20 protein-coding genes are annotated in these 25,162 nt (G+C 68.1%); 8 read left to right on the top strand and 12 right to left on the bottom strand.

The annotated features are described in order from the left end of the window. Window position 1 precedes the first annotated feature (1 nt). Window positions 2–895: a dioxygenase gene (locus ASE31_RS12995; RefSeq protein ID WP_057202027.1), complete on the bottom strand. Its 894-nt coding sequence runs from the start codon at window positions 893–895 to the stop codon at window positions 2–4. A 42-nt stretch (window positions 896–937) separates the two neighbouring features. Beyond that, window positions 938–2,089 carry a CaiB/BaiF CoA-transferase family protein gene (locus tag ASE31_RS13000; RefSeq protein WP_057202028.1) on the bottom strand — a complete coding sequence of 384 codons (1,152 nt, stop codon included), beginning with the start codon at window positions 2,087–2,089 and terminating at the stop codon, window positions 938–940. Window positions 2,090–2,239: 150 nt separating this feature from the next. Between ASE31_RS13000 and ASE31_RS13005 the strand changes: the two genes are divergently transcribed. Next, window positions 2,240–3,160 (top strand): LysR substrate-binding domain-containing protein, encoded by a 921-nt coding sequence (locus ASE31_RS13005; RefSeq protein ID WP_057202029.1) that lies wholly within the window; start codon window positions 2,240–2,242, stop codon window positions 3,158–3,160. A gap of 21 nt (window positions 3,161–3,181) precedes the next feature. Here the strand turns inward: ASE31_RS13005 and ASE31_RS13010 are convergent, their stop codons facing one another. The 5 genes from ASE31_RS13010 to ASE31_RS13030 form a co-directional block, all read right to left on the bottom strand. Continuing rightward, entirely contained in the window at window positions 3,182–4,315 is a 1,134-nt protein-coding gene (locus ASE31_RS13010) for a DUF1513 domain-containing protein (RefSeq protein ID WP_057202030.1), read from the bottom strand. Then, window positions 4,305–5,402: an imelysin family protein gene (locus ASE31_RS13015; protein ID WP_057202031.1), complete on the bottom strand. Its 1,098-nt coding sequence runs from the start codon at window positions 5,400–5,402 to the stop codon at window positions 4,305–4,307. Before ASE31_RS13015 ends, ASE31_RS13010 begins: the two co-directional genes overlap by 11 nt. Next, window positions 5,399–6,865 (bottom strand): di-heme oxidoredictase family protein, encoded by a 1,467-nt coding sequence (locus tag ASE31_RS13020; RefSeq protein WP_057202032.1) that lies wholly within the window; start codon window positions 6,863–6,865, stop codon window positions 5,399–5,401. Before ASE31_RS13020 ends, ASE31_RS13015 begins: the two co-directional genes overlap by 4 nt. Window positions 6,866–6,895: 30 nt before the next feature. Beyond that, the gene (locus tag ASE31_RS13025; RefSeq protein ID WP_057202033.1) at window positions 6,896–8,098 is read right to left on the bottom strand and encodes an imelysin family protein; all 1,203 of its coding nucleotides are present in this window, start codon (window positions 8,096–8,098) and stop codon (window positions 6,896–6,898) included. Window positions 8,099–8,417: 319 nt separating this feature from the next. Further along, on the bottom strand, window positions 8,418–10,364 hold the full coding sequence (locus tag ASE31_RS13030) for a PhoX family phosphatase (protein ID WP_057202034.1): 1,947 nt from the start codon (window positions 10,362–10,364) through the stop codon (window positions 8,418–8,420). 269 nt (window positions 10,365–10,633) lie between these two features. Between ASE31_RS13030 and ASE31_RS13035 the strand changes: the two genes are divergently transcribed. Beyond that, a complete protein-coding gene (locus ASE31_RS13035; protein ID WP_057202035.1) occupies window positions 10,634–12,664 on the top strand; it encodes a PhoX family phosphatase in 2,031 nt (676 codons plus the stop codon). Window positions 12,665–12,789: 125 nt separating this feature from the next. Here ASE31_RS13035 and ASE31_RS13040 read toward each other — a convergent pair whose 3' ends face one another. From ASE31_RS13040 to ASE31_RS13055, 4 genes are all read right to left on the bottom strand, one after another. After that, a complete protein-coding gene (locus ASE31_RS13040; RefSeq protein WP_057202036.1) occupies window positions 12,790–13,617 on the bottom strand; it encodes a hypothetical protein in 828 nt (275 codons plus the stop codon). Beyond that, window positions 13,574–14,413: a BPSS1780 family membrane protein gene (locus ASE31_RS13045; protein WP_057202037.1), complete on the bottom strand. Its 840-nt coding sequence runs from the start codon at window positions 14,411–14,413 to the stop codon at window positions 13,574–13,576. The genes ASE31_RS13040 and ASE31_RS13045 overlap by 44 nt, the downstream gene beginning before the upstream one ends. A 183-nt stretch (window positions 14,414–14,596) precedes the next feature. Beyond that, entirely contained in the window at window positions 14,597–15,550 is a 954-nt protein-coding gene (locus ASE31_RS13050) for a homoserine kinase (protein ID WP_057202038.1), read from the bottom strand. Window positions 15,551–15,625: 75 nt separating this feature from the next. Beyond that, window positions 15,626–15,985 (bottom strand): hypothetical protein, encoded by a 360-nt coding sequence (locus tag ASE31_RS13055; RefSeq protein WP_057202039.1) that lies wholly within the window; start codon window positions 15,983–15,985, stop codon window positions 15,626–15,628. Between the two features lie 65 nt (window positions 15,986–16,050). Between ASE31_RS13055 and polA the strand changes: the two genes are divergently transcribed. Together polA and ASE31_RS13065 are read left to right on the top strand one after the other, a co-directional pair. Then, the gene (gene polA, locus ASE31_RS13060) at window positions 16,051–18,873 is read left to right on the top strand and encodes a DNA polymerase I (RefSeq protein WP_057202040.1); all 2,823 of its coding nucleotides are present in this window, start codon (window positions 16,051–16,053) and stop codon (window positions 18,871–18,873) included. 41 nt (window positions 18,874–18,914) lie between these two features. Continuing rightward, the gene (locus ASE31_RS13065) at window positions 18,915–19,841 is read left to right on the top strand and encodes a LysR substrate-binding domain-containing protein (protein ID WP_057202041.1); all 927 of its coding nucleotides are present in this window, start codon (window positions 18,915–18,917) and stop codon (window positions 19,839–19,841) included. A 6-nt stretch (window positions 19,842–19,847) separates the two neighbouring features. Here ASE31_RS13065 and ASE31_RS13070 read toward each other — a convergent pair whose 3' ends face one another. Then, entirely contained in the window at window positions 19,848–21,059 is a 1,212-nt protein-coding gene (locus ASE31_RS13070; RefSeq protein WP_057202042.1) for a D-amino acid dehydrogenase, read from the bottom strand. A 239-nt stretch (window positions 21,060–21,298) separates the two neighbouring features. Between ASE31_RS13070 and ASE31_RS13075 the strand changes: the two genes are divergently transcribed. The 4 genes from ASE31_RS13075 to ASE31_RS13090 all read left to right on the top strand — a co-directional run bounded on the left by ASE31_RS13075 (window position 21,299) and on the right by ASE31_RS13090 (window position 25,026). After that, window positions 21,299–22,189: an amino acid ABC transporter substrate-binding protein gene (locus ASE31_RS13075; RefSeq protein WP_057202043.1), complete on the top strand. Its 891-nt coding sequence runs from the start codon at window positions 21,299–21,301 to the stop codon at window positions 22,187–22,189. A 15-nt stretch (window positions 22,190–22,204) separates the two neighbouring features. Then, window positions 22,205–22,978 carry an aspartate/glutamate racemase family protein gene (locus tag ASE31_RS13080; RefSeq protein ID WP_057202044.1) on the top strand — a complete coding sequence of 258 codons (774 nt, stop codon included), beginning with the start codon at window positions 22,205–22,207 and terminating at the stop codon, window positions 22,976–22,978. A 92-nt stretch (window positions 22,979–23,070) separates the two neighbouring features. After that, entirely contained in the window at window positions 23,071–24,024 is a 954-nt protein-coding gene (locus ASE31_RS13085; RefSeq protein ID WP_082604136.1) for an amino acid ABC transporter substrate-binding protein, read from the top strand. 105 nt (window positions 24,025–24,129) lie between these two features. After that, a complete protein-coding gene (locus tag ASE31_RS13090) occupies window positions 24,130–25,026 on the top strand; it encodes a dienelactone hydrolase family protein (RefSeq protein ID WP_057202046.1) in 897 nt (298 codons plus the stop codon). Window positions 25,027–25,162: the final 136 nt, after the last annotated feature.

Consider the following 25,162-nt stretch of genomic DNA (forward strand, 5'->3'; position numbering starts at 1 on the left):
TTCAGGCGTTTTGCGGTTCGAGGCGGAAGTCGTAGTGCGCCGACCACCAGGGCGCGGCCTGTGCCGTGCCGTCCGGCGCCTGGCCGGCGGGGTGCTGCTCGAAGTCCACGATCAGGCTGGGGCGCACGCCGAACACCGCATCCGACTCGATGTAGGGGCTGCCTGCCACGAAGAGGTGGGTGGTGACCGGGGCATGCCCAGTTGCGGAGACCATCATGTGGATGTGGCCGGGCCGGTTCGGGTGGCGGCCCATGCCGTCGAGCATGCGGCCCACGGGGCCGTCTACCGGCACGGGGTAGAAGCTCGGGCGGATGGACCAGAACCAGTAGCGCCCCTGGTCATCGGTGCGGACGCGGGCGCGCGCGGCCATGCCCGAGCCTTCCACCTGCATGTCGTACACGCCCTCGCCATCGCCCGACCAGATGTCGAGCAGCGCGCCCGCCAGCGGCTGGCCGTGCGTGTCGGTCACGCGGCCACTGTAGAAGGTGGGTTCGCCCTTGACGCCTGCGGACAGGTTGGCGCCCAGCGGCAGCTCGGGCGCGCCCTCCCAGTAGTAGGGGCCCTGCACCGTGGCCTCGGTGGCCTCGGTCATGCGCTGGCTGCCCTTGGCATGGGCGGTGGCACGCAGCTGGTCGAGCATCACCACCATCATCGAGGCGCCCAGCGTGTCCGACAGCAGGATGAACTCCTGGCGTTGGCCGGTGCAGGCCTTGCCCACGGCGGTGAGGAACTCGATGCCCTGCATCCATTCCTCGGGCTTCAGGTCCACCTCGCGGATGAAGGCATGCAGGTGCGTGACCAGCGATTCCATGATCTGCGCGAAGCGCGGGTCGCTGGCGCCGTCCAGGCGCTGCAGCACGGCCTGGGTCAGCTCGTTTTCATTCGATGGGGTCATGGGTTCTTGTCTCCTTGTTTTTTCTTGGGGTCGGCTGGCGGGTCAGAGCGCTTGCCCGAGCCGCTGGCGTATGGGTCCGACGATGGCCGCGTTGTCGGCCCCCAGCATGGGCGGCGCGGTGACTTCCAATGCGCGCTCGCCGTCGAAGCTCACGGGCGAGCGGATGGTGCGCCACTGGCCGCCCTCGGGGTGGGGGGCGCTCACTTCGAGTTGCAGGTGGCGGGCCTGGGGGTCTTCCATGGCCTCACGGGTGTCGTACATGGGCGCGTGGGGCACGTCCTCGGCTTCGAGGCGCTCGCACCAGGTGGCGCGTGTCTGTTCGCGGAACAGGCCGCCGAGCAACGCGATCAGGTCCTCCTGGTGGGCGATGCGCGCCTCGCGCGTCGCAAAGCGCGGGTCGTCGAACAGGCGCGGGCGCTCGATGGCGTTGGCCAGGCCCTGCCAGAATTTCTCGGGCGAGGACATGTGCAGGGCGATCCACAGGCCGTCGGCGCATTCGAGCACATAGGACTGCGAGACGCTGGGCCGGCTGTAGGGGCCCATGACCTCGTCTTCCGAGAAGTAGTGCGTGAACGCATCCAGGTTGAAGTGGCACATGGCCTCGAGCATGGACACCTCGACCTTGCGGCCCACGCCCGTGCGGCCGCGCTCGACGATGGCACCCAGCACGCCGTAGGCGGCGTAGAAGCCGGTCATCGCATCGGCCAGCGCCGGGCCCACCACGCGGGGGTTGGCAGGGTTCACCAGCAGCTTGAGGAATGCGCTCGCGGCCTGGGCCACGGTGTCGTAGGCCGGGCGGCCTGCGGCCGGGCCGGTCTGGCCGAAACCGCTGATCGCGCAGTACACCAGGCGCGGGTTCAGTCCGCGCAGCCGGGCCTCGCCTGCGCCCAGCCGGTCGGCCGCGCCGGGGCGAAAGTTCTGGATGTAGACGTCCGCATCCTTGACCAGCTCGTCGAACACGGCTGCGTCCTCGGGCAGCTTGGGGTTGAGCGTGATGCTGCGCTTGTTGCGGTTGTAGGTCTGGAAGTGCGGGCTGTAGAGGCCGCCGCGGAACGCGCGGAACGGGTCGCCCGCGCCGGGCTGCTCGATCTTGATGACCTCGGCCCCCAGGTCGGCCAGGAACATGCCTGCCGCCGGGCCCGTGATGAACGTGCCTTGCTCCAGCACCTTGATACCGCTGAGGACTTTGTGCACCTCGTTGTCTCCTTGTGGGTCTCTGGCCGCCTGGACTTCAGGGCGGTCTTGTGGGTTGCAGGCGACTGTAGGGGGCGTACCGACTTCCTGGAAATGATTGTTTTTCATGGTTACCATCGATGGCATCGATCAACCACCGGTGGCACCGCCATGGAACTGAGGCACCTGCGCTACTTCATCGCCCTGGCCGGCTCGCTCAACTTCACGCGTGCGGCCGAGCGGCTGCATGTGACGCAGTCCACGCTGTCGCACCAGATCAAGCAGCTCGAGGAGGAGATCGGCGCGGCGCTGTTCGACCGCGCGGGCAAGCGCGTGGCGCTGACCGGTGCGGGCGACGAGTTTCTGCACTACTGCACCAAGGCCCTGCACGAGATCGACCTGGGCCTGGGCGCCCTGCGCCAGAACGGCTCGGAGGTGGCGGGCGAGCTGCACATCGGCTCCACGCACACCTTCAACCTGGGTTTCATCCCGGGCTGTATCGCCGCCTTCCACGAGCGCCATTCGCGCGTGAAGGTGGTGGTCGAAGAACTGTCGGCAGACCACATCGCCGCGCGCCTGCAGCAGGGCACGCTGGACCTGGGCATCGCCTACCGGCCGGCAGTGCCGGGGCCGCTGCAGTTCGAGCCGCTCTACAACGAAGAGATGGTGCTGGTGGTGGCCAAGGGCCATGCGCTCGCCCGGCGCAAGCGCGTGCGCATGGTCGAGTTGCACCGCATGCCCATGGCCCTGTTGCCGGCCAGCTTTGCCACGCGGCAGATGCTGGACGAGTGCTTTCGCTCCTGCGGCGCCGAGCCGCAGGTGGTGGCCGAGATCAACACCCTGGCGCCGATGATGGACCTGGTGGGCAAGACGCAGCTGGCGTCCATCGTTGCAGCCAATGTGGTGTCACCGCATTCGGGGCTGGTGGTGGTGCGGCTGGAAAGCCCCACGCCCGTGCGCACCCCGGGCATGCTGTGGTCGCCCGTGGCGCGCGAGTCGGCGCCCACGCGCGCGTTCTCGGCCATCGTGCGCAAGCTGGCGCTGCGCAGCAGCCTCAAGGACGTGGCCCAGCGCGCAGGCCGGGCGGCCTGAAATGCCAGCCCCTGGCGGGTGTCAGGCCAACCTTACCCAGTGGTTGTCCATGCGCGCGCCCGTGAGCTCCTTGGCATGCGCGTGCGTGAGAGGGGTCGGGGAGCACGCGTCTTCCAGGGAATGCGAGACACCGGCGGCCCACAGCCGGCCACTGCCCACGGCCAGTGCGCAGACTTCCTCCAGGCCCACCAGGCCGCGCCACTGCCCATCGGGCGTGAAGGTGGCCACGCCCTGGCTGCGCGGGCAGCTCACGGCCCAGCCCTCGGCGGTGCTGGCGATGCTGCCGCCATAGCCGGCCATCGACTGGCCGGCGGGGCACAGGCGCAGTGCCTTGCCATCGAACAGCGCAAGGATGGGCGCGGCCGCCTTGTCCGCCGCCTCGGCGTGCTCGGCCTGCAGTGCGATGCCCAGCACCGTGCGCTCGGCGTTCCAGGCCAGGTGGCGCAGGCTCAGGCGCGCATCGGGCAGGCGCCACTGGCCCTGCAGTTCGCCGCTGTCGCCGTGCAGCCGCACGATGCTCGAATCCATGGTGTGCAGGTCGCGCTTGGTGCGCCCCGTTTCGGGCGCAGTGGGCACGCCGCCGTTGGCCACTATCAGCGCCGGGGGGCCGCCCTTGGCGGCGGGTGCCCAGATCAGCTCGTGCGCATCGATGCCGTGCGTGGCCCACTCGTCCACGGTCTCCAGGCTGCGCGCATCGCGCCGTGCGACCAGGCTGGCGCCCGTGTCCACGTCGGTCTCGGTGGTGTAGAGGAAGCGGCCGTCAGCGCTGGCGATCACATGGCCGTTGAAGGAGCGCGTCGCATCCACCCAGTGCCACTGCGCCTTGCCGGCGGGCTGACCTGGATGCCAGCGCACCAGCCAGTCACCGGGGCGGCGCGCGGTGGCGACCATGCTGCCATCGGGCAACTGGCTGAGGCCGTGGGCGCGCGTGGGCACTTCCAGCATGTGGCGCACCTGCAGGGGCGAAGGCCCGCCGGCCTGCGCGGCCAGCACGCCGATGCGGTAGCTGCCATCGGCCTGCTGCCAGGCAGCCAGCAGTTGCATGGCTGCCGCAGCGGCGGGGGCTGCGTGGGTTGCCAGCGGCATCGCCGCCAGACCGCCCATCAGCCACAGGGCCTGGCGGCGGCTCAGCGTGGCGTTCACCTCAATCCCCATCGGCGTCCGAGAAGCCGATGCTCACCTGCAGCGCGGGCGCGATCTCGGCCTCGGCCAGGCGCTTGAGCGCTGCCAGTTCCCTGGACGCCTGCAGCACCCGTTCGCCGCCGGCCTTGCCGGTGGCGCCAGCCTGGTCGATGGCCTGCAGCGCCTTGTCCACGCGCTGCGTGGTGGCCAACAACTGGTCGGCCAGCGGGTTCAGGCCGCGGCCGCGCAAATAGGTCTCCAGCGGCACCAGGGCCTCGCCGGGCGTGGGGGTCGGGGCGCTTTCGGGCAGCACGGCCAGGGTGCGCAGGGCATTCCACTCGGCCTTCCAGGCGGCAGAGGCCTGGCCGCTGGCGGCGCGGGGGTACTCGGGCGTGCGCGTGCCCTGCGCGGCACGCAGCGGCTTTTCCATGTGCGCCCAGCGCAGGCGTTCGATGCCGCCCACCCACTGGTTGATGAACTCGCCCATGGCCGCGGTGGAGCGCTCCTGTTCGTCCTCGGCCGCCCAGTCGGTACCGGCAGCGGTGTCGAAGGCGCTGGCCACGGCCACGGCTTCGCGCTCGATGTCCAGGGCCACTTCCACGGCATAGCTGCAGGCGGGTGTGCCGGGCGCCACGGGCTGCGTCCACAGCAGCCATTCCAGCGCTGGCAGGCCCTTGGCGGGCGTGCCGATGCGCTCGAAGGCCTTGGCGCCCTGCGGCTGGGTCTTGATGGCCCGTTCGATCAGGGCCGGGCGCGTGGGGGCAAAGTCCATCTGTCGCTGTGTCCGGCGTGTGATCACCGGGCCCACGGCCACGGCGCCCAGCGTCTCCCAGGCCATCATGCTGCGCTGCCAGGCGTTGCGGGCGCCGGTGAGGGCTGCGGCCGATTGGCCTGCAGGCGCCTCGCACAGCGCCCGCACGGCCGGTGCCAGCGCCTGTGCGGCAATGGCCAGCTCCTGTGCGCGCGGCTTGCCCCAGTGGCCGTACAGGCTTTGCAGCGCGTGCGTGGTGTCGTAGAAGGGCACGGCGTCGCGCTTCCAGCGGGTCTGGGCCTGCGCCGGCAGCAGCAGGGCGCCCAGGGCCAGGGCGGTCACCAGTGCGCGAAAGGATGGGTGTTTCATAGCGACTCCACGAACTTGACCAGCGCATCGCGCTCGGCCTTGTTCATCTTGAGAACCTTGTCCTTGGCTGCCTCGGCCTCGCCGCCGTGCCAAAGCACGGCCTCGAGCACGCCGCGGGCGCGGCCGTCGTGCAGCAGCCGGGTGTGGCCGTTCACGTCCTTGATCAGGCCCGTGCCCCACAGCGGCGGCGTCTTCCACTGCCGGCCATTGGCGGCGAAGTCGGGCCGGTTGTCGGCCAGGCGTTCACCCATGTCGTGCAGCAGCATGTCGGTATAGGGCCAGATGCGCTGGCCCGACAGGGCCTTGCTCGTCAGGTGCGGGAAGGGGCCTTCCTTGGTGACATAGCTTGGCCGGTGGCAGGTGGTGCACTGGGCATTGGCGAACAGCGCCTGGCCACGCACGACCTGTGCGTCCTTGGGGTTGCGGCGTGCGGGCGGTGCCAGCGTGGCCTGGTAGAACACCACGTCGTCGAAGGTCTTGTCGTCGATCTCCACGCCCGGCTGGCCCTGCGCCGCGGCGCTCTTGCCGCTCGGTGCGGCCAGGCAGTCCTTCTGAGTGGGGGTGCAGGTCTCGTTGGCGAAGTGCTTCGAGGTGATGCCCATGTCGCCCTGGAAGGCGCCGCCGGTCTGGTGCGCGATGGTCGCAACGTTGCCCTTCCAGCCGAAGCGGCCCAGCATCATCTGGCCCGAGGGGGCGTCCCACACGCGGTTGGGCACGCCCTTGATCGGGCCGTCTGCCGCTGCCTGGTCGGCCGCGTTGGCCAGGATGTCGGCCTCGGCAATGGCTTCGAGCAGGCCCAAGCCGATGATCTGCGGCGCAATGCGCGGGCTCGCCATGATCTGTGGGTGCATCGGGCCATAGCCCAGGTCGGCAAAGCCGTAGGTCGGGTCGAGCAGTTCATAGCGCGTGCCGTCGGCGAACTGGCCCTTGATGGTCTTGTAGCGCAGGGTTACGCGGCCCTCGGGCTTGACGCCCTGGACAGCTGCGTTGTTGAACTGGTCGCCGTACACCGGGTCGTGCTTCGGGCCGCCATGGGCATCGGCGCCAGGGATGGACAGGCGTATCAGCAGGGCCACCGTCGGGTCCTTGGTTTCGCCCAGGCGGTTGAAGATGGCTGGCGGCTCACCCCGGCCGTCCTGAACGTGGCAGCCGCCGCACGAGCGCGCGATGAAGTGCGGGCCCAGGCCGTCGCGCGCCTTGGTGGAGGCCGGTGCCTCGACCCAGTTGCGGCGGAAGAACGAATTGCCGATCACGAAGCGCGTGCGCTCAGCGTCATCGAGGTTGGCGGCCGGGAAGGAAAAGGCATTGCGGCCCGTGGCGTACACCGTGGTGTTGCCGCCGACCTTCTCGCCGAGTGGGTCGGCGGGGGTGTCGGCCATGAGGCCGCCCAGGGCCGCAAGGCCGATGCTGGCAATCGCCAGGCGCGTGGCGCGCCGGCGGTCAGGGGCTTGCAAAAGCGACATGGAACGAAAGGAAAGCGCAGGCGGGGAGCCTCAGGGTTGGACCAGCGTGAGCTTGGTGATGCCGATGGCGTTGGCGGCTTCCACAAGATCCTTGCTTTGCTGGGTCAGGCTGTCGATGGTCTTCTGGATGCGCTGGCGGCCCGGTGCATCCTTGCCGCCGATGATCTCACGGTCGAATGGTGCCTGGATGGCCTCGGCCGCCGCCACCGAGGTGGCGATCTGCTGGGTGGTCTTGTCGGCCAGGGCCGGGTTCTTGGCGGCGACCAGGTCGCGCAGCGATGCGCCCTTGACCTTGCTTCCGTCGGCGCGCTGGTATTCGCCCAGCCACACGTTCTGGATGCCCTTGGCATTGGTCACGGCGTCGCGGTGCGTGTTGTCCGAGAAGCACGAGTGCTCGTCTTCCTGGTCCTGGCTGTTAAGCGCCACTTCCAGGCGCTCGCCCGCGAGTTCGCCGCGCGAGAGCGAGCCCAGGCCCACCAGCATCTTGCGCACCGACTCCATGTTGCCCTTGGCGAACTTTGCGCGGTAGTTGGCCTTGGCATCAGGTGCCCACGACTTCACGAGGAAGCCCAGGTCATCGACCAGCAGTTCGGTCACCACCGTGAGGTACTGGCGGCGGCGGTCGGCATTGGGCTTCTTGCCGTCCACGAAGTCCTCGAAATTGCGGTTGCCCGGGCCGGTTTCGGACAAGTCCTGGCCCCACAGCAGGAACTCGATGGCGTGCCAGCCGGTGGCGATGTTCTCCTCGCCGCCGCGCTCGTTCTGCGCCGCCAGCGCCTTCTTGGTGATGGCGATCTTGCGGTTGTTGATCAGGCCGGCCTTGGGCTTGCCTTCGACGCTGTCCACATACGATTCGTCCATGGGCCAGGCGTTCATCTGGCCTTCGGGGCCCTTGTCGTCGTCGATGGGGCCGCCGTAGAAGCGAAAGGCCTCCGTCTGGCCGTAGAACTCGCGTGCGGCCAGCCAGGTCTTGCGGGCCTCGGCCAGGGTTTCGGCCGACGGCTGGGCGGTGAAGGCCTTGATCGCCGCCTGCATGGCTTTGGCGCTGGTCAGGGTGTCTTCGTAGTTGGCATGCACCAGCGTGGCGTACTGCGCCGCCACTGCGGCGGCCGTCACCGCCTGTTGTGCCTGAGCGGACGTGCCCTGTGCCTGCGCCACACCCAGGAAGCCCAGGGGGCTGGCGGCGATCAGGGCCGCAGCCAGGGTGGTGGTGTGCAGTAGCGTGGTTTTCATGCGTTTCTCCTCAAGAACGAAGACGGGTGACAAGGCAGACCTGCCTGGAGCCGCCCGGGCTGGCCGGGGCCAGGCCGGGAATCCGGTGGGCGTGATGGGGCGAAAAGGCCCGAAGTTCAAGGATGCATCGCGGTGCCGCACCCCTGGATCGCAGTGATTATAAGAATGGGATGTATTTGCATTGGTGCAAAAGGGCATTGTGCCTGCGTGTGCCATGCGGCTCCCCTGTGGGGGTGCCGTCCACGAAAAAAGGGGTCCCGCATGGCTGCGGGACCCCCTTGGTGGCTGCGCCCGGCGCAGCCGTTGCAGAACCGGAAGATCAGCCCAGGCGTGGCTGCTTGGGCGTTGCCGTGAGGTAACCCACGGCGGCGCCGGCCTTGTTCTTGTAGTTGGCGATGATCAGCGGGTCCAGCGTGGGCTTGACCACGCTGTGGATGGCGCCCCAGTCACCGGCGTGCTGGAAGTTGCTCATGATGTAGGTCCAGCCGTTGATTTCGTCCACGGCATGCAGGCCGGTGGATTCGCCGCCGGCGGGAATGGACATCAGGCGCGACAGCTGCTTGGTGTCGATGTTGTAGGCCCACAGGAAGTTGTTCACGTGCTGGCTGCTGTCTTCGCCGATGAACAGGGTGCGCATCTTTTCCGAGAACTTGAGGTTGTCGGGGTTGCCGATGGTGTTCGGGTTGGCGGTGTTGCCCAGGGCGTCGGAGGCGATGTCTTCGCCAACCAGCAGCGCCTTGGTGTCCACAGGCATCCACTCGCTGTTGATGTTGGCGCCCGCAGTGTCCTTCTGGCCGCCGCGCAGGTTCAGGGCCATCACGGCACCGGCGTTGATGGCCTTGGGCACGGACACGCCGTTGCCCGCCACGTTCAGGGCATTGCCGGCCACCATCGAGGTCTGCACGTTCTGCAGGGCCGAGTAGGCGATCTTGTCCTTGGCGTTGACCGTGGTGCCTTCCATCTTGGTAAAGCCCATGCTGGCGCCCACGAAGGCGGCGTAGCGGTGGGTTTCCAGGAAGGCGGCGGCCTTTTCCATGCCGGGCTTGAGCTTGATCCACTCTTCCTTGCCGTTGGACACGATGCGGGTGTAGCTGGCATCGCTCGGGTTGGCGGTGGCCACGGTCATGATGTCGGTGGGCTTGAGCGTGTTCGCCAAGGCTTCGATCTCGGCGCTGTTGGCCGAGCCGAGCTTGATCCAGGTCAGCGGTGCGCCGGCAGTGGCCTTGGCATCGACGGTGAAGCCGGCGCCGACCTTGGCGGCATACAGCGTACCCGAGGACAGGTCCTTTTCCTTGTCGGCCACGAACACGAAGTAGGCGCTGTTGGTAGCGTCGTCACCCATCAGCGCGGTGCGCTGGTCGGGCATGACCTGCACCAGCTCGTGCGAGATGCGGCCCATGCAGAAATGCTTCTTGATGCTGGCGGTGCCGTCGGGGTTGACCGTCACTTCGGGCATGTGGCCGTAGTGGTAGGGGTTGGCGCGGCTCGCGTCGCCGTACAGGTTCTTGGCGTAGGCCTGGAACTGGGTGTTGCTGGCGACGGTGAACGCATCGGGTTCGTACTCTTCGCTCGACAGGTGGGTGCCCCAGGGCGACAGGCTGGCGCCGCAGGTGATCCACAGGCCGTGCACCTTGGAGGTGTCGACGTTGTGGTACTTCACCAGGCTCAATTTGCCGGTGTTGGGATCCTGGTCCAGCGTGAGCACGGCGATGGGCGAGGGCAGCTTGCCGTACATGTCGGTCTTGCCGTCCTGGGCCCAGGTGGTGTATTCGAACTGCACCACGGCGAACACGTGGTTGCCCTTGACGCCGTCGACCTTGGCGTTGGGCACGGTCAGCAGCGAGGTGCCGTCCGGGGCATCGGAGAAGAACTGGCGGTCCTTGCCGGCCACCGTGGTGTCGATGATGGGCTGGTTGTTGATGTCGAAGTAGCTGCCCGCCAGGATCTGGCCGCCCTTGACGTTGGGCACCGAGTCGCCGGTGATGAAGAAGGGCTGGTAGGCCAGCGCGTAGCTCTGCACCGAGCCGTCGCTCAGCGTGACCTGCATGGTCGAGCCCACGGTGTTCGTGGCCATGGCCGCCGGGTTGGCCAGCGTGGGCGCGGCCATCGAGGTGAACGCGGTGGACACATAGGACGCGCCGTCATCGCCACCGCCGCAGGCGGTCAGCAGCGAGGCAGCGATGCCGCCTGTGCCCAGCGGAAGCAGGGGGATGCCGGCCAGGAATTGGAGGGCCTGGCGGCGCGAAGGGGTGGACGCAGAGGTCATTGGATTGCAGCTTCCGTGGTTTGTTATATGGGTTTTATGAAGAGAGGCCGCTGCTCGCCATGCAGGCATGGCAGGGCAACGGGCCGCTCTCTTGGTGCTGGATGCTAAGAACACTGTGTGACAGGCATTTGACGGTGCCGTGGCGGGCTGCCGGCCACACCCTCGAATCGCCCTGCGCGCCGAGTGCTCTTGCGTCACGGATCGGTCATATGCGATTTCTAGACTGCCGACTCCCATGACTTATCAATACCTAGAGGAGTGCGGTTTTCATGAGCAAGACTATTTCTGACAAGGTCGTTCGCAACGACGCTGGCAACACCCCTTTCAGTGCCATCCTGGACGTCCACCTGTCGCGCCGCACGGTCACGCGCGGTGGTCTGAGCGCAGCGCTGGCCCTGCTGACCGGCACCAGCCTGTCCGCCTGCGGCGGCAGCGACGACGAGCCGCTGAAGCTGGGCTTCAGCTCGCTGGCCAATTCCATGACCGACGCCTGCGTGGTGCCTGCGGGCTATGTGGCCCAGGTGCTGGGTGCCTGGGGCACGCCGCTCAACGACAGCGCCGCCGAGTGGGACAAGGACGGCAAGAACAGCTCCAAGGACCTGCTCAACTCCACCGGCATGCACCATGACGGCATGCATTACTTCCCGCTGGACGGCAGCTCCAGCGAAGGCCTGCTGGTGGTCAACCATGAGTACATCGACGAGAAGGCGCTGCACCCCGCAGGCCCCACCACGGTGAACAGCAAGCGCCCCGCCGAAGAAGTGCGCAAGGAAGTCAACGCCCATGGCGTGGCCGTGATGCACATCCGCAAGACCGGCAGCGCCTGGGCCATCGTCAAGAACTCGCGCTACAACCGCCGCTTCACCTCGGCCACGCCGATGGCCATCAACGGGCCGGTCGGCGGCACCGACTGGGTCAAGACGCCGTATTCGCCCACGGGCACCACGGTGCGCGGCACCAACAACAACTGCGGCAACGGCACGACCCCCTGGGGCACCTACATCACCGCCGAGGAAAACTGGGCGGCCTGCTTCGTCAACACCAATGCATCGAACCAGCCTGCGCACCAGGTGCGCGTGGGCGTGCCCACGGCCGCCGGCCGCTACAAGTGGGAAACCGCCGCCGGCGACGCCACCGAAGTGCAAGGTGAATTTGCCCGCTTCAACGTCACGCCCAGCGGTACCAGTGCCCTGAACGACTGGCGCAACGAGGTCAACGGCTTTGGCTACCTGGTCGAGATCGACCCCTACGACCCCGCCAGCGTGGCCACCAAGCGCACGGCCATGGGCCGCTTCGCCCATGAAGGCGCAGCCTACGGCAAGCCCGAAGCGGGCAAGCCGCTGGCCTTCTACAGCGGTGACGACTCGCGCTTCGAGTACATCTACCGCTTCGTGTCGGACGCCAACTGGGATGCGGCCGATGCCCGCCGCAGCGACCGCCTGGCCGTGGGTGCCAAGTACCTGGACAAGGGCACGCTCTACGTCGCGCGCTTTGGCGACGACGGCAGCGGCACCTGGCTGCCGCTGACGCTCGCCAGCGTAGGCAAGGACGGCACCCGCCTGGGCGACAAGTACAAGACGATCGACGAGATCCTGATCAACACCCGCGCCGCAGCCGACTTCGTGGGCGCCACGCCCATGGACCGCCCCGAGTGGACGGCCGTGCACCCCTCCAACGGCGATGTGTACGTGACGCTGACCAATAACACCAGCCGCAACGCCACCACGGGCACGAATGCGCCCAATCCACGCCTGAACAATGCCAACGGCCACATCGTGCGCTGGCACGACACCCCGGGTGCGAATACCTTCAAGTGGGAGATCTTCGTGTTCGGCTCCGAGGCCGGCGCTGCCGCCGACACCAACCGCTCGGGCCTCACGGCGCTGAACCAGCTGGCCAGCCCGGACGGCCTGGCCTTCGACGACCGCGGCATCCTGTGGATCCAGACCGACAACGGCATCGACGGCGGCCGCAACAATGCCGTGGCGCGCTCCACCAACGACCAGATGCTGGCCGTGATCCCCGGCGCCATGACCACCGACAGCAAGGGCACGGGCCCGGTCATCAATGCCCAGAACCAGGGCGACCTGCGCCGCTTCTTTGTGGGCCCGAACGAAGCCGAGATCACCGGCTTCGCGTTCACGCCGGACTACAAGACCATCTTCCTGAACATCCAGCACCCGGTGAACTGGCCGGCCTACGGCACGAGCGACGCCACGGTGGCCGCCTCGGGCACCGTGCGTCCCCGCTCTTCCACCGTGGTCATACAGAAAGCCGACGGCGGGCCCATCGGCGTCTGACAGGGCGTTTTAGGCGCTTTTTCGCAGCAAGCCTTTGCAGGCTGTCACGCGCAGGCGTGGCAGCCTTTTTTCATGCGCGCCTGCCTGGCGGCAGGCTTGCCAGCTTGCCAGCAGGTCGGGGTGTTTCAGTAGTCGGAGCCGTACGGCGACGGCGGCCGTGCGCGCGAAGTGGGTCCGGGGGCCGGTGCTGGTGGCGTGGTGCCGCCGCTGCCGCCAGGTGCTGCAGGGTAGGTGATCTGCCCGCTGCCATCCTTGCTGCCCTTGCGCCCGGCGATCTGCCAGGCAGTGCGCTGGTCCACCAGGCGGGCCAGGAACTCCAGTTCCTCGTCCGTGTGGTTGATGGCGCCGGCCGGCGTCAGCATGCGGCCGTTGCGCGGCGCGACCTCGGCCCAGAAGGCCTGGTGGTAGGACGCCTGGCTGACGACGGATTCGCCCCCGGCCGCAATGTCCACCGTACCGTAGCAGTTGCAGAAATAGCTGCGAAAGTCCTGTTCAGGGAACACCTCGGCATACACCCCCGTGCCGCGGATGCCCGCCGTGGCCGTGGGCATGACCACCTGGCGCTCGCTGCCCCGGCCCCACACGCTGGCCACCGCACCGGTCAGCAGGCGCAGCACTTTCACGGCCATGGGGGTGTCGCCTTCCAGCGAGATGCGGGTGTTCTGGCGCACCATGAAGGCGTCCTTGCCGACGGTGAAGACCACGGTGGAGCCCGGCCCCGTCTCGATCCGGTCACCAGGAGCGATGGCTTCGCCCGCCGCCAGGGCCTGGCCGTTGCGGCGCACATCGCCGCGCATCTCCACCACGTTGCGGCCTTGCTGCGCATGCGCCGCAGTGAACCCTCCAGCCGCCGTCCAGGCGGCAGCCGCCTGCAGCAGGCTGCGCCTCTGGTACCAGACGACCTCGTCTTCAGTGCGGCCCTGGAGTTGGTGTGGGTGCTGGCTGTTCGTCATGGGATTCCTCCGGTGAGGGTTTGGCGGGCGGTTCGAAGCAGTCGCGGAACGTGAACACGATGGAGGTGAAGAACATCGCCGCCAGCATCATGGCCGTGCCGACCATGATGCCACTGGCGGCTGTGCCCAGCCCGGCCAGGGCAATGAGGCCCGACGCAAGGGCCACTACCACGCCAGCCACGAGGAAGATGCCCATCCAGCCCAGACCGAACACGAAGAAGGCACCGAAGTTGCGCACACAGGCCACCAGGCTGAAGAACAGGGCCTTCACGGGCGGCACCCCATGCCAATGCACCAGTCCGGGTGCGTGCCAGAAGGTCAGCGACAAAGGCAGGTACAGCAGCATCGACAGCCACATGGCGCCCTGGAACGATGCGCTTTCGGCCACCTCGCGCGTGAGTGGCGCGCCCCCCAGGTAGACGCTGGCGAACTGGCCGCCGTCGATCAGTGCCGACAACCCCATGATGGACAGGAAGCCCACGGCATACAGCGCGCCCAGCACCAGCATGTCGCGCAGGCGCTGCTGGCCGGTGCGAAAGGCCACCAGCAGCACGGCGGGCGTCGGAAAGCGCCCCATGGTGGTTTCGGCCGCTGCCACCATCATGGCCAGCGTAGCCGAGGGCAGCAGGGCCAGCGCAATCGCCGGGCCCACCAGCGGGACCAGGCTGGCCAGCGACATGGCGGCCATGGTCATGAAGAACAACGCCGCCAGTGCCATGGGTTGGCGCCAGAACGACCGGATGCCGAGCTTGACCCAGGCGATGCCGGTGCGGGCGGGAACGATGTGGAGTTTCATGGATGCAGGGGCGGATCAGGAGGGGACCCGCGCCATCGGGCCTGGCTTCTGGGTGGGGGAGATGGCGACTAATTTACCCCAGCGGACCATGGCGGGGGCCATGTGGGGGCATGCGAAAGGCCCCGGGGCGTGATATTCCTCGCGAAATGCGCGTTCAGAGGCCCTGTTTGTGCGCAGAACCGTTCAGTCCGCGTGCACCGGCAGCGCGATGCGCCCGCGCAGCACGCGCTCGAAGTGGGTCGGGTCGTGCGGGGTCAGCATGGAGGCCTCGCGCGGCAGGTAAAAGTCCCACAGCCGCGAGATCCAGAAGCGCAGGGCGCCGGCACGCAGCAGGGCCGGCAGCAGTTCGCGCTCGGCAGCCGTGAGGGGGCGCACGGCCTGGTAGGCGTCCAGCATGCGCCGGGCGCGCGCGGCGTCGTGCGTACCGGTGGGCAGGTCGATGCACCAGTCGTTCAGGCACACGGCCAGGTCGAACAGCCAGGTATCGACGCCGGCAAAGTAGAAGTCGAAAAACCCCGTGAGCTCCTCGCCGTCGAACATCACGTTGTCGCGGAACAGGTCGGCATGCACCGGCCCGGTGGGCAGCGCCGTGTAGGCCGAAGAGGCCGCCACATGGTTCTGGTAGGCCAGCTCCGAGCGCAGCAGGGCTGCCTGGCTGGCATCGAGGTGCGGAAGCACCACGGGCACGGTCTCGTTCCACCACGGCAGGCCGCGCAGGTTGGGCTGGTGGCGGTCGTAGCCGCGCCCCGCCAGGTGCATGCGCGCCAGCATGGTGCCCACGGCGGCGCAGTGCACCGGGCCGGGGGCCAACTGGCTCTTGCCGCGCAGCTTGCTGACCACGGCGGCCGGCTTGCCGCACATGCTGTGCAGGATGTCGCCGTTGGCGTCAGCGCGCGGGTCGGGCACGGGCACGCCGCCGTGTGCCAGGTGCTTCATCAGGTGCAGGTAGAACGGCAACTGCTCGGCCGTCAGGCGCTCGAACAGCGTCAGTACGAACTCGCCCTGGTCGCTGGTGAGGAAGTAGTTGGTGTTCTCGATGCCGCCTTCGATGCCGCGCAGCGCGACCAGCTCACCCAGGTGCAAACGGCGCAGCAACTCGCGCGCCTCATCATTGGAGACTTCGGTAAAAACGGCCATCGCTCAGCAGGGGAAATGCGGAAAAAATCCGGAGGAAAAAGCGGGAGCAGGGGGCGCAGCACCCCCGGCCAGGCATCAGAACTTCAGGACGTTCCAGACCCGGGGGCCGGTGTTGGTCTCGGCGCCGTTGAGGGCCCCGGTGCGGCCGCGCGCGCCGTCGGGGGACTGTACTTCGTAGCTGGGCATGTTGCCGGTCTTGGGTTGCACGTTGATGCTCTGCGTCTGGCCGCCCACACGCACCTCGTCGACGCGGCTGCCCGCGTCCTCGATCTGGATGCGTTCGGTGCGCTGGTTGTTGCGCCCGGACAGGGACTCGGGCGTGGTAAGTGCCTCGCCTTGCCGGGGGGCGCCCGCAGGGGCATTCTGGCCGCCGGTCTGGGCCAGTACGGGGCCGCAGGCCAGAGCCAGCAGCAGGGAGAGATGAACAGCGCGCATGCATCCATTGTAGAGCGCGCCGGGCGGCGGTGGTGCGCGGCCTTTGGCCGTGCACAATTGCCCCCATGAGCAATAAAAAGACCCTGGTGCTGGTGGACGGCTCCAGCTACCTGTACCGTGCCTACCATGCCATGCCCGACCTGCGTGCCGTACCGGGCGACTCCACGAGCGCGGCCACGGGCGCCATCCGCGGCATGATCAACATGATGCAGGCCCTGCGCAAGGAGGTGCATGCCGACTACGCCGCCTGTATCTTCGACGCCAGCGGCCCCACCTTTCGCGACGAGATCTACCCCGAGTACAAGGCGCAGCGCGCGCCCATGCCCGACGACCTGCGCTCGCAGATCGATCCCATCCACGACGTAGTGCGCATGCTGGGCTGGACGGTGCTGGCCATTCCGGGCGTGGAGGCCGACGATGTGATCGGCACCCTGGCCGTGACCGCTGCCAGCCAGGGCATCGACGTGGTGGTCTCCAGCGGCGACAAGGACCTGTCGCAGCTGGTGGACGAGCACATCACCATCATCGACACCATGAACGGCAAGCGCCGCGACGTGGCCGGCGTGACCGCCGAGTTCGGCGTGCCCCCGCACCTGATGGTGGATTTCCAGACCCTGGTGGGCGATACCGTGGACAACGTGCCCGGCGTGCCCAAGGTGGGCCCCAAGACCGCCGCCAAGTGGCTGATGGAATACGGCTCGCTGGCCGAACTGGTGGCCCGTGCCCACGAGATCAAGGGCGTGGCCGGCGAGAACCTGCGCAACACGCTCGACTGGCTGCCCACCGGCCGCAAGCTGGTGACCATCCGCACCGATTGCGACCTGGTCGAGCACATCGTGGGCCTGCCTGCGCTCGACGCCATCGTGATCGGCGAGCAGCAGGTCGATGGGCTGCGCGACTTCTATGAAAAGTACGGATTCAAGGGCCTGGCGCGCGCGCTGGGTTCACCGGCCGAGCCGCCTGCCGCACAAACCGCTCCCGCCGCGCGCAAGAAGGCCGGCGATACCGACACCGCCGACCTGTTCGCCGAGCCTGCAGGGGGCGGTGGGGAGGGCGCCCAGGCCTCTGTGGAAAAGCCGCCCCGCAACGAGCGCTACGAGACCATCCTGACCTGGGACCAGTTCGACCGCTGGCTGGCCACCCTGCACGTGGCGTCCCTGACGGCGCTGGACACCGAAACCACCTCGCTCGACGAGATGCGCGCCGAGATCGTGGGCATCAGCTTCAGCGTGGAGCCGGGCGCGGCGGCCTACATCCCGCTGCGCCACGAGGGCCCCGATGCGCCGGCGCAACTGCCCTTCGACGAGGTGCTGGCACGCCTCAAGCCCTGGCTGCAGGACCCGCGCCACCTGAAGCTGGGCCAGCACATCAAATACGACCGCCATGTGTTCGCCAACCACGGCATCGAGGTGCAGGGCTACGCACACGACACCATGCTGCAAAGCTACGTGCTGGAAGTGCACAAGCCCCATGGCCTGGCCAGCCTGGCCGACCGGCACCTGGGGCGCAGCGGCATCAGCTACGAAGACCTGTGCGGCAAGGGCGTGCACCAGATCCCCTTCGCCCAGGTGGACGTGGCCAAGGCCGCCGAATACTCGTGCGAGGACTCCGACCAGACCCTGGACGTGCACAAGGCCCTGTGGCCGCTGCTCGAAGCCAATGACAAGCTGCGCTTCATCTACGAACTGGAGATGGCCAGCAGCGAGGCCCTGTACCGCATCGAGCGCAACGGTGTGCTGATCGACGCGCCCACGCTGGCCAACCAGAGCCACGAGCTGGGCCAGCGCATCGTGCAGCTCGAAACCGAGGCCTACGAGATCGCGGGCCAGCCCTTCAACCTGAGCAGCCCCAAGCAGCTCGGTGAGATCTTCTTCGACAAGCTCGGCATGCCCGTGGTCAAGAAGACCGCCACCGGCGCGCGCAGCACCGACGAAGAGGTGCTCGAAAAGTTGGCCGAGGACTACCCCCTGCCCGCCAAGCTGCTGGAGCACCGGGGCCTGGTCAAGCTCAAGGGCACCTACACCGACAAGCTGGCCCAGTTGGCGCTGCCGCGCACCGGGCGTGTGCACACCCACTATGCGCAGGCCGTGGCCGTCACCGGGCGGCTGTCGAGCAACGACCCGAATCTGCAGAACATCCCCATCCGCACGCCGGAAGGCCGGCGCGTGCGCGAGGCCTTCGTGGCGCCTGCGGGCAGCGTGATCGCCAGCGCCGACTACTCGCAAATCGAGCTGCGCATCATGGCCCACATCAGCGGCGACCACTCGCTGCTGCATGCCTTCCATGCCGGGCTGGACGTGCACCGCGCCACCGCCGCCGAGGTGTTCGGCGTGGAGGTGGACCAGGTCACCAGCGAGCAGCGCCGCTACGCCAAGGTCATCAACTTCGGGCTCATCTACGGCATGAGCAGCTTCGGCCTGGCCAAGAACCTGGGTATCGAGACCAAGGCCGCGGCCGCCTATATCGACAAGTACTTCCAGCGCTACCCTGGCGTCAAGCAGTACATGGACGAGACCAAGGCTGCTGCCAAGTCCATGGGCTATGTGGAGACGGTGTTCGGCCGGCGCCTGTACCTGCCCGAGATCAATTCCCCCAACGGCCCGCGCCGCAGCGGTGCCGAGCGCGCCGCCATCAACGCCCCCATGCAGGGCACGGCGGCCGACCTGATCAAGCTGGCCATGGTGGCCGTGCAGAAGGAACTCGACGCGCACAAGCCCGGCATCAAGATGATCATGCAGGTGCACGATGAACTGGTGTTCGAGCTGCCCGAGGGCGAGGTGGACTGGGTGCGCAGCCATATCCCGCGCCTGATGGCCGAGGTGGCGGCGCTCAAGGTGCCGCTGCTGGCCGAGGTGGGTGTCGGCCCCAACTGGGACAAGGCACATTGAAAAGCCGCGGCGCTGGCGCGTTCATTGCAAGGTAAAAAGGCATGCGCCTTCGCCACATTGAAGTCTTCAACGCCGTGATGCTCACCGGCAGCGTGAGCGCTGCCGCACGGCTCATCAACGTCACCCAGCCGGCGGTGAGCCGCATCCTCGCGCATGCAGAGCTGCAGCTCGGGTTCGCGCTGTTCCACCGGCTCAAGGGCCGCTTGGTGCCCACCACCGAGGCACAGACCCTGTACCCGCACATCGAGCGCCTGTTCACCCAGCTTGACGACGTGCAGCGCCTGGCCGCCAGCCTCAAGGGCGACGGGCGCGAGGGCGAGCTGCACATCCTGAGCGTGCTGGCACTGAGCTACGAGGTGCTGCCGCGCGCGCTGCGCAGCTTTCGTGCGCTGCACCCGGACGTGGGCATCACCATCGAGGCACTGCACTCGCCGCAGATCGTCTCGGCCCTGGTGCTGCAGGAGGCCGACGTGGGCTTCGTGTTCAGCTCCATCGCCCACCCCTCGCTGAGCCAGGAGCACATTGCCGACGGCTACATGGTCTGCGTGGCGCCCAAGGGCATGCTGGCCCCCGCGCTGGTGCGCTCGGGCACCGTGCACCTCACCGACCTGGCCGACACCCCGGTGGTGCGCCTGGACGTGCGCGACCCCATCGGCACCGTGGTCAGCCATGCCTGCCGCGAAGCGGGCGTAGGGTTGCGCACGGCCATCACGGTGCAGACCTACCATGCCGCGCTGGCGCTGGCACGCCATGGGCACGCCGTGGCATTGGTGGATGCCTGCACCGCTGCGTCCGCCGACCGCAGCCAGGTGGATGTGCTGGCATTGGCGCCGCACATCCCCGTGCCCATCCAGTCGCTGCGCACCGTCAACCGCCCGGCCTCGCTGCTGGCCAGCGCCATGACTGCCTGCATGCGCCAGGCCGTGGCCGAGACCATGGCGTCTGCCCCGCAGAGCCCCGCGCCCTGAAGGGGGTCAGCCCGCGAGCAATTCGGCCACCCGTGCCGCCGTGCCGAAAGCCAGGGTGAAGCCCAGCGCCCCATGCCCGGTGTTGAGCACCAGGTTGGCCGGTGCGCCCGCGTGGCGCCCCACCACCGGCAGGCCGGTGGGGGTGGCGGGGCGCATGCCGGTCCAGGGCCGGGTCGCTTCAAAATCGCTGCAGTGCGGGAACAGCGCGCGTGCGGCAGCGCACAGGCTTTCTATGCGCTCGGGCGGTATGCGTGTGTCGTGCCCTACCAGTTCGGCCATCCCGGCCACGCGCAGGCGCTGGCCGATGCGCGCAAACACCACCTTGCGCGCCGCGTCGGTCACGCTCACGTGCGGTGCCGCCCCCGGGGCATCGCTGGCATCGAGCGTGATGCTGTAGCCCTTGAGCGGGTAAACCGGCACATGTACGCCCAGCGTGCGCGCCATGCCATGGCTGGCGCTGCCCAGGGCCAGCACGAAGTGGTCGGCCTCCACATTCCCCAGGCGGGTGCGCACCGCCTGGATGTGGCCCTGCCCGGTGGCAAAGCCCTGGATTTCTGTCCCCAGCAAAAAGCGCACACCGCGCGCGGCCAGCAGGGTGTGCAGCCCCTGGCATACCTGCAGGCAATCGGCCGCGCACTCGCTCTGGGTGTAGATGGCGCCCGCGATGCGGCCCTGGTAGTGGGCCAGCGCCGGCTCCAGTGCCACACAGCGCTCGACATCCACGGCTTCCTGCAGGCTGCCGAAGGCGCGCTGCAGTTCCATCTGCCGCCGGGCTGCGCCCAACGCATCGGCAGTGCCGTAGAGCACCAGCTTGCCGGTGGCCGAGAAGTCGCATGCCAGTTGCTCGGCCTGCAGCATGGCGTCGAAGCGCTCCCGGCTCAGCGCGGCCAGGGCCAGCAGCTTGGCCGTGCTGCGCGCCGAGGTGGTGCGGTTGCAGGCGGCCAGGAACTGCAGGCCCCAGCGCCACTGGTGCAGGTCCCACTGCGGGCGCAGGGACAGGGGCGAGTCGGCCGAGAACAGCAGGCTGGGCAATTGCCGCCAGATGCCTGCGTCGGCCAGGGGTTGCACATAGCTGTAGCTCAGCTGCGCGCCATTGCCGCCACTGGCCCCTTCGCCGGGTGCGCCCCGGTCGATCACGGTGACCTCCATGCCGCGCTGGCGCAGCGCGTATGCGGTGGCCAGCCCCACGATGCCCGCGCCCAATACACATACCTGCATGCTCTTTGCTTTGGTTGGTTGCTCTGGCGGCCACTGTAGAAGCCGGCGCCGGGTTTGAACAATGCCGTTGCGCATGGGGGCCATGACGGGAGGTTATGGGGCGGGTATGCCCCAGGCATAACTTTCCGGCATGGCCTCCCAGGTGAAATGAATTGTTCAAAGCGCGGGCAAGTTCCTACAGTGCGTTCACGCCTTGCCTTTTTCTTTCTCCTCATCCACCACCTCACGAAGGGAATTCCATGCGACTGTCCGCCGTCACCCGTGCCGCCCTGCTGGCCACCGGCCTCCTGGCCTGTTCCATCGCCAGTGCCGACACGCTCAAGAAGATCGCCGACACCGGCAAGATCACGCTGGCCTACCGCGAGTCGTCCGTGCCCTTCAGCTACCTGGCAGGCCCGGGCCAGCCCGTGGGCTTTGCGGTGGATATCTCCAACGCCGTGGCCGACGCCGTGAAAAAGCGCCTGAACAACCCGGCCATCAAGGTCGAGCTGCAGCCCGTCACCTCGCTCAACCGCATCCCCCTGGTGCAGAACGGCACGGTGGACCTGGAATGCGGCTCCACCACCAACAACAGCGTGCGCGGCAAGGACGTGCAGTTCGCCACCAACTATTTCTATACCGGCACGCGCCTGCTGACCAAGAAGAGCTCGGGCATCAAGGGCTTCGGCGACCTGGCCAAGCGCAAGATCTCCACCACCTCGGGCACCACCAATGCCCAGGTGGTGCGCAAGTACGACCGCGACAACAAGCTCGACATGGAAGTGCTGATGGGCAAGGACCACGAGGATTCGCTGCTGCTGGTGGACACCGGCCGCGCCGAAGCCTTTGCCATGGACGACATCCTGCTCTACGGCCTGATGGCCAATGCGCGCAACCCGGCCGAGTGGGACGTGGTGGGCGACGCGCTGCAGGTCGAGCCCTATGCCTGCATGCTGCGCAAGGACGACCCACAGTTCCAGGCCCTGGTCAACGGCGTCATCGGCGGCTTGATGAAGTCCGGCGAGTTCGAGAAGCTCTACACCAAGTGGTTCATGTCGCCCATCGCACCGCGCGGCCAGAACCTCAAGCTGCCCATGGGCAAGGAGCTGCGCGACAACCTCACGGCCCAGAGCGACAAGCCGGCCATCTGACGGGAGCCACCGAGCATGTTGGCAAGCCATCGCCCCGCCACGCAGACGGTGGGCATCCTGGGCGGCATGGGGCCAGCCGCAGGCGCGGACTTCGCGCGCCTGTTTGTGCAGGCCTGCGGCGAGCGCATGGCGCAGCTGGGCATTCCCGTGCATGACCAGGCCTACCCCGAGCACTGGCTGGCGCAGGTGCCCATCCCCGACCGCACGAATGCCCTGGGCGACACCCGCCAGGGCGCGCACCAGCCGGCCGAGCCCATGCTGCAGGCCACCGGCCGCCTGGCAGCGCTGGGCGCGCGCGCGGTGGCCATCGCCTGCAATACGGCCCATGCCTGGCATGGCCTGCTGCAGCAGCGCTTTCCGCAGCTGGTGGTGCTGCATGGCGTGCAGGAGGTGGTGGCCGGCCTGGCGGCGCGCCAGGTGCGCGGCGTGGGCCTGTTGGCCACGCGCGGCGCCTATGACGCCGGGCTGTACCAGGGCGAGCTGGAGCGGGCGGGCATCGCCTGCTGCCTGCCCTCCGTGGCCGAACGCGAAGAGCTCATGCAGGGCATCTACGACGGGGTGAAGGCGGGCGACTATGCCCTGGCGCGTGAGCGCTTCGGGTCGGTGGCCCTCGCGCTACAGCAGCGCCATGGCATCGGCACCCTGGTCATGGGTTGCACGGAGATACCGCTGGCGCTGGAGGAAAGCCCGGCGCTGCCAGGTTTGTCGCTGGTCAATCCCTCGGCCGTGCTGGCGGCTGCGCTGGCGCGCCAGGCCTACCTGGTGGACACGGTGCCGGCAGCCGCCTGATTCCGGGCCTTCCCCCTCGGCAGTGCGGCTGCCGTTGCTCCCGCAAGCCCGCGCTGCACAGGCCGGCTGCCCCTTTTCAAGGTGATCTCGACATGACTTTGGCATCCCATGCGTTGTGGAGCCGCCGGTGTGCCCGCATGCCTGCGCAATGGGCCCTGTGCCTGCTGGCCGCAGCGGCAGGCAGCGCGCCAGCGCAGATACCGCCCCCTGCCACCGCCAAGCCGCCCGGCGGTGCGCTGCACCGCATCCAGGCACGCGGCAGCGTAGTTATCGGGCACCGCGAATCGTCAATGCCCCTGTCCTATGTGGCCGATGGCGTGCCCATGGGCTACAGCGTCGATGTCTGCCGGAGCATTGCGCAGGCACTGGGCCGGCATCTCCAGTTGCGCGAGACCCGGGTGGACTACCGCCAGGTCACGTCCAGCACCCGGTTCGACGCCATCGAAAAGGGCGAGGTCGATCTCGAATGCGGCTCCACCACCAACACTGCGGCACGCCGCCAGCGCGTGGCCTTCACCATCCCGCACTTTGTCGCGTCCTCGCGCATGGTGGTGCTCAGCAGCCAGCCCTACGAGCGCATCGAGGACCTGGATGGCAAGGTCGTGGCCTCGACCACCGGCACCACCAACATCGACTCGCTTGCCAAGGAGGCGTTGGCCAAGTCCGTGCGCATCCGCGTCGAGCCGGCAGCGGACCACGCGCAGGGCTTTGCCTGGGTGGTGCAAGGCAAGGTGCAAGCCTTTGCCATGGACGATGTGCTGCTGTTCGGCCTGCGCGCCAGCCACGGCCGGCCCGAGGACCTCAAGGTGATCGGCAAGCCCATGACCATCGAGCCCTATGCCATTGCCTTCGAGAAGAACAACCCCGAGCTCAAGGCGGTGGTGGATGCGGAGCTGCGCCGCCTCATCCAGACGCGGGAGCTGCACCGCCTCTACGGCAAATGGTTCACCGCGCCCATCCCGCCGCGCGGCATCAACCTGGGCATGCGCATGCCGCACCTGCTCGTGGATTCGCTCAAGTACCCGACCGACTACGTCCCCCAGTAGGCAAGGGGGCAAAAGGCCGTCCAGAAGGTGCGGCGTTGGCAGCTGCCGCGCAAACCGCCTAGACTGCGCGCTCGCCCTGTCCCATTTACCCATTGGAGATCAACGATGCTGAGCGACGACCACCGACAGGATACCGAGGCCCTGCTGCCCGGCCGTACCACCGAAGCCGGTGCCACGCGCCGCCTGGCCCTGCAGACGGCCATCGGCCTGGGCTATGCCGCCGCCGCCGCGCCGCTGATGGCGCAGACAGCCATCGCCACCCCTGCCGACGGCCTGACGGCGGGTGAGGTCGGCTTCACCGTGGGCGGCTTCAAGGTGCCGGCCTACCGCGCGGCGCCCGCGGGCAAGACCGGCCTGCCCGTGGTGCTGGTGATCCAGGAGATCTTCGGCGTGCACGAGTACATCGCCGACACCTGCCGCCGCTTCGCCAAGGCCGGCTACCTGGCCATCGCCCCGGATCTGTATGCGCGCCAGGGCGATGCCTCCAAGTACACCGAGGCCGCCAAGCTCATGGCCGAGATCGTCTCCAAGGTGCCCGATGCGCAGGTGATGGCCGACCTCGACGGCGCCGTGGCCTGGGCCACCGCCAACGGTGGCGACGCTGCGCGCATCGGCATCACCGGCTTTTGCTGGGGTGGCCGCATCACCTGGCTGTATGCAGCGCACGGCCCGGTCAAGGCCGGCGTGGCCTGGTATGGCCGCCTCGTGGGCCAGGCCAGCGACCTCACGCCCAAGCACCCCGTGGACATCGCGCCCATCCTCAAGGCGCCGGTGCTCGGCCTGTACGGTGAAAAAGACACCGGCATCCCCCTTGACACGATTGATAAGATGAAAGCTGCCCTGGCCGGTGGCACTGCCGCCGCCAAGGCTTCGGAATTCGTGGTGTACCCTGACGCGCCGCATGCCTTCCATGCCGACTACCGCCCCAGCTACCGCAAGGAAGCGGCCGACGATGGCTGGAAGCGTGCACTGGCCTGGTTCAAGGCGAACGGCGTCGTCTGACCGACCGCTCTCCTACAATCAGCCGCCCCTGTCTTCAGGGGCGGCTTTTTTCACGCCGATGCAGGCCCATCCCCGCAAGGGGCTGCCCAGCGCCGGCCGGAAGCCCGCGGTGCCCCCCGATTGACATAAGAACATC

The organism is Acidovorax sp. Root217 (assembly GCF_001428645.1).
Taxonomy (GTDB): domain Bacteria; phylum Pseudomonadota; class Gammaproteobacteria; order Burkholderiales; family Burkholderiaceae_C; genus Acidovorax.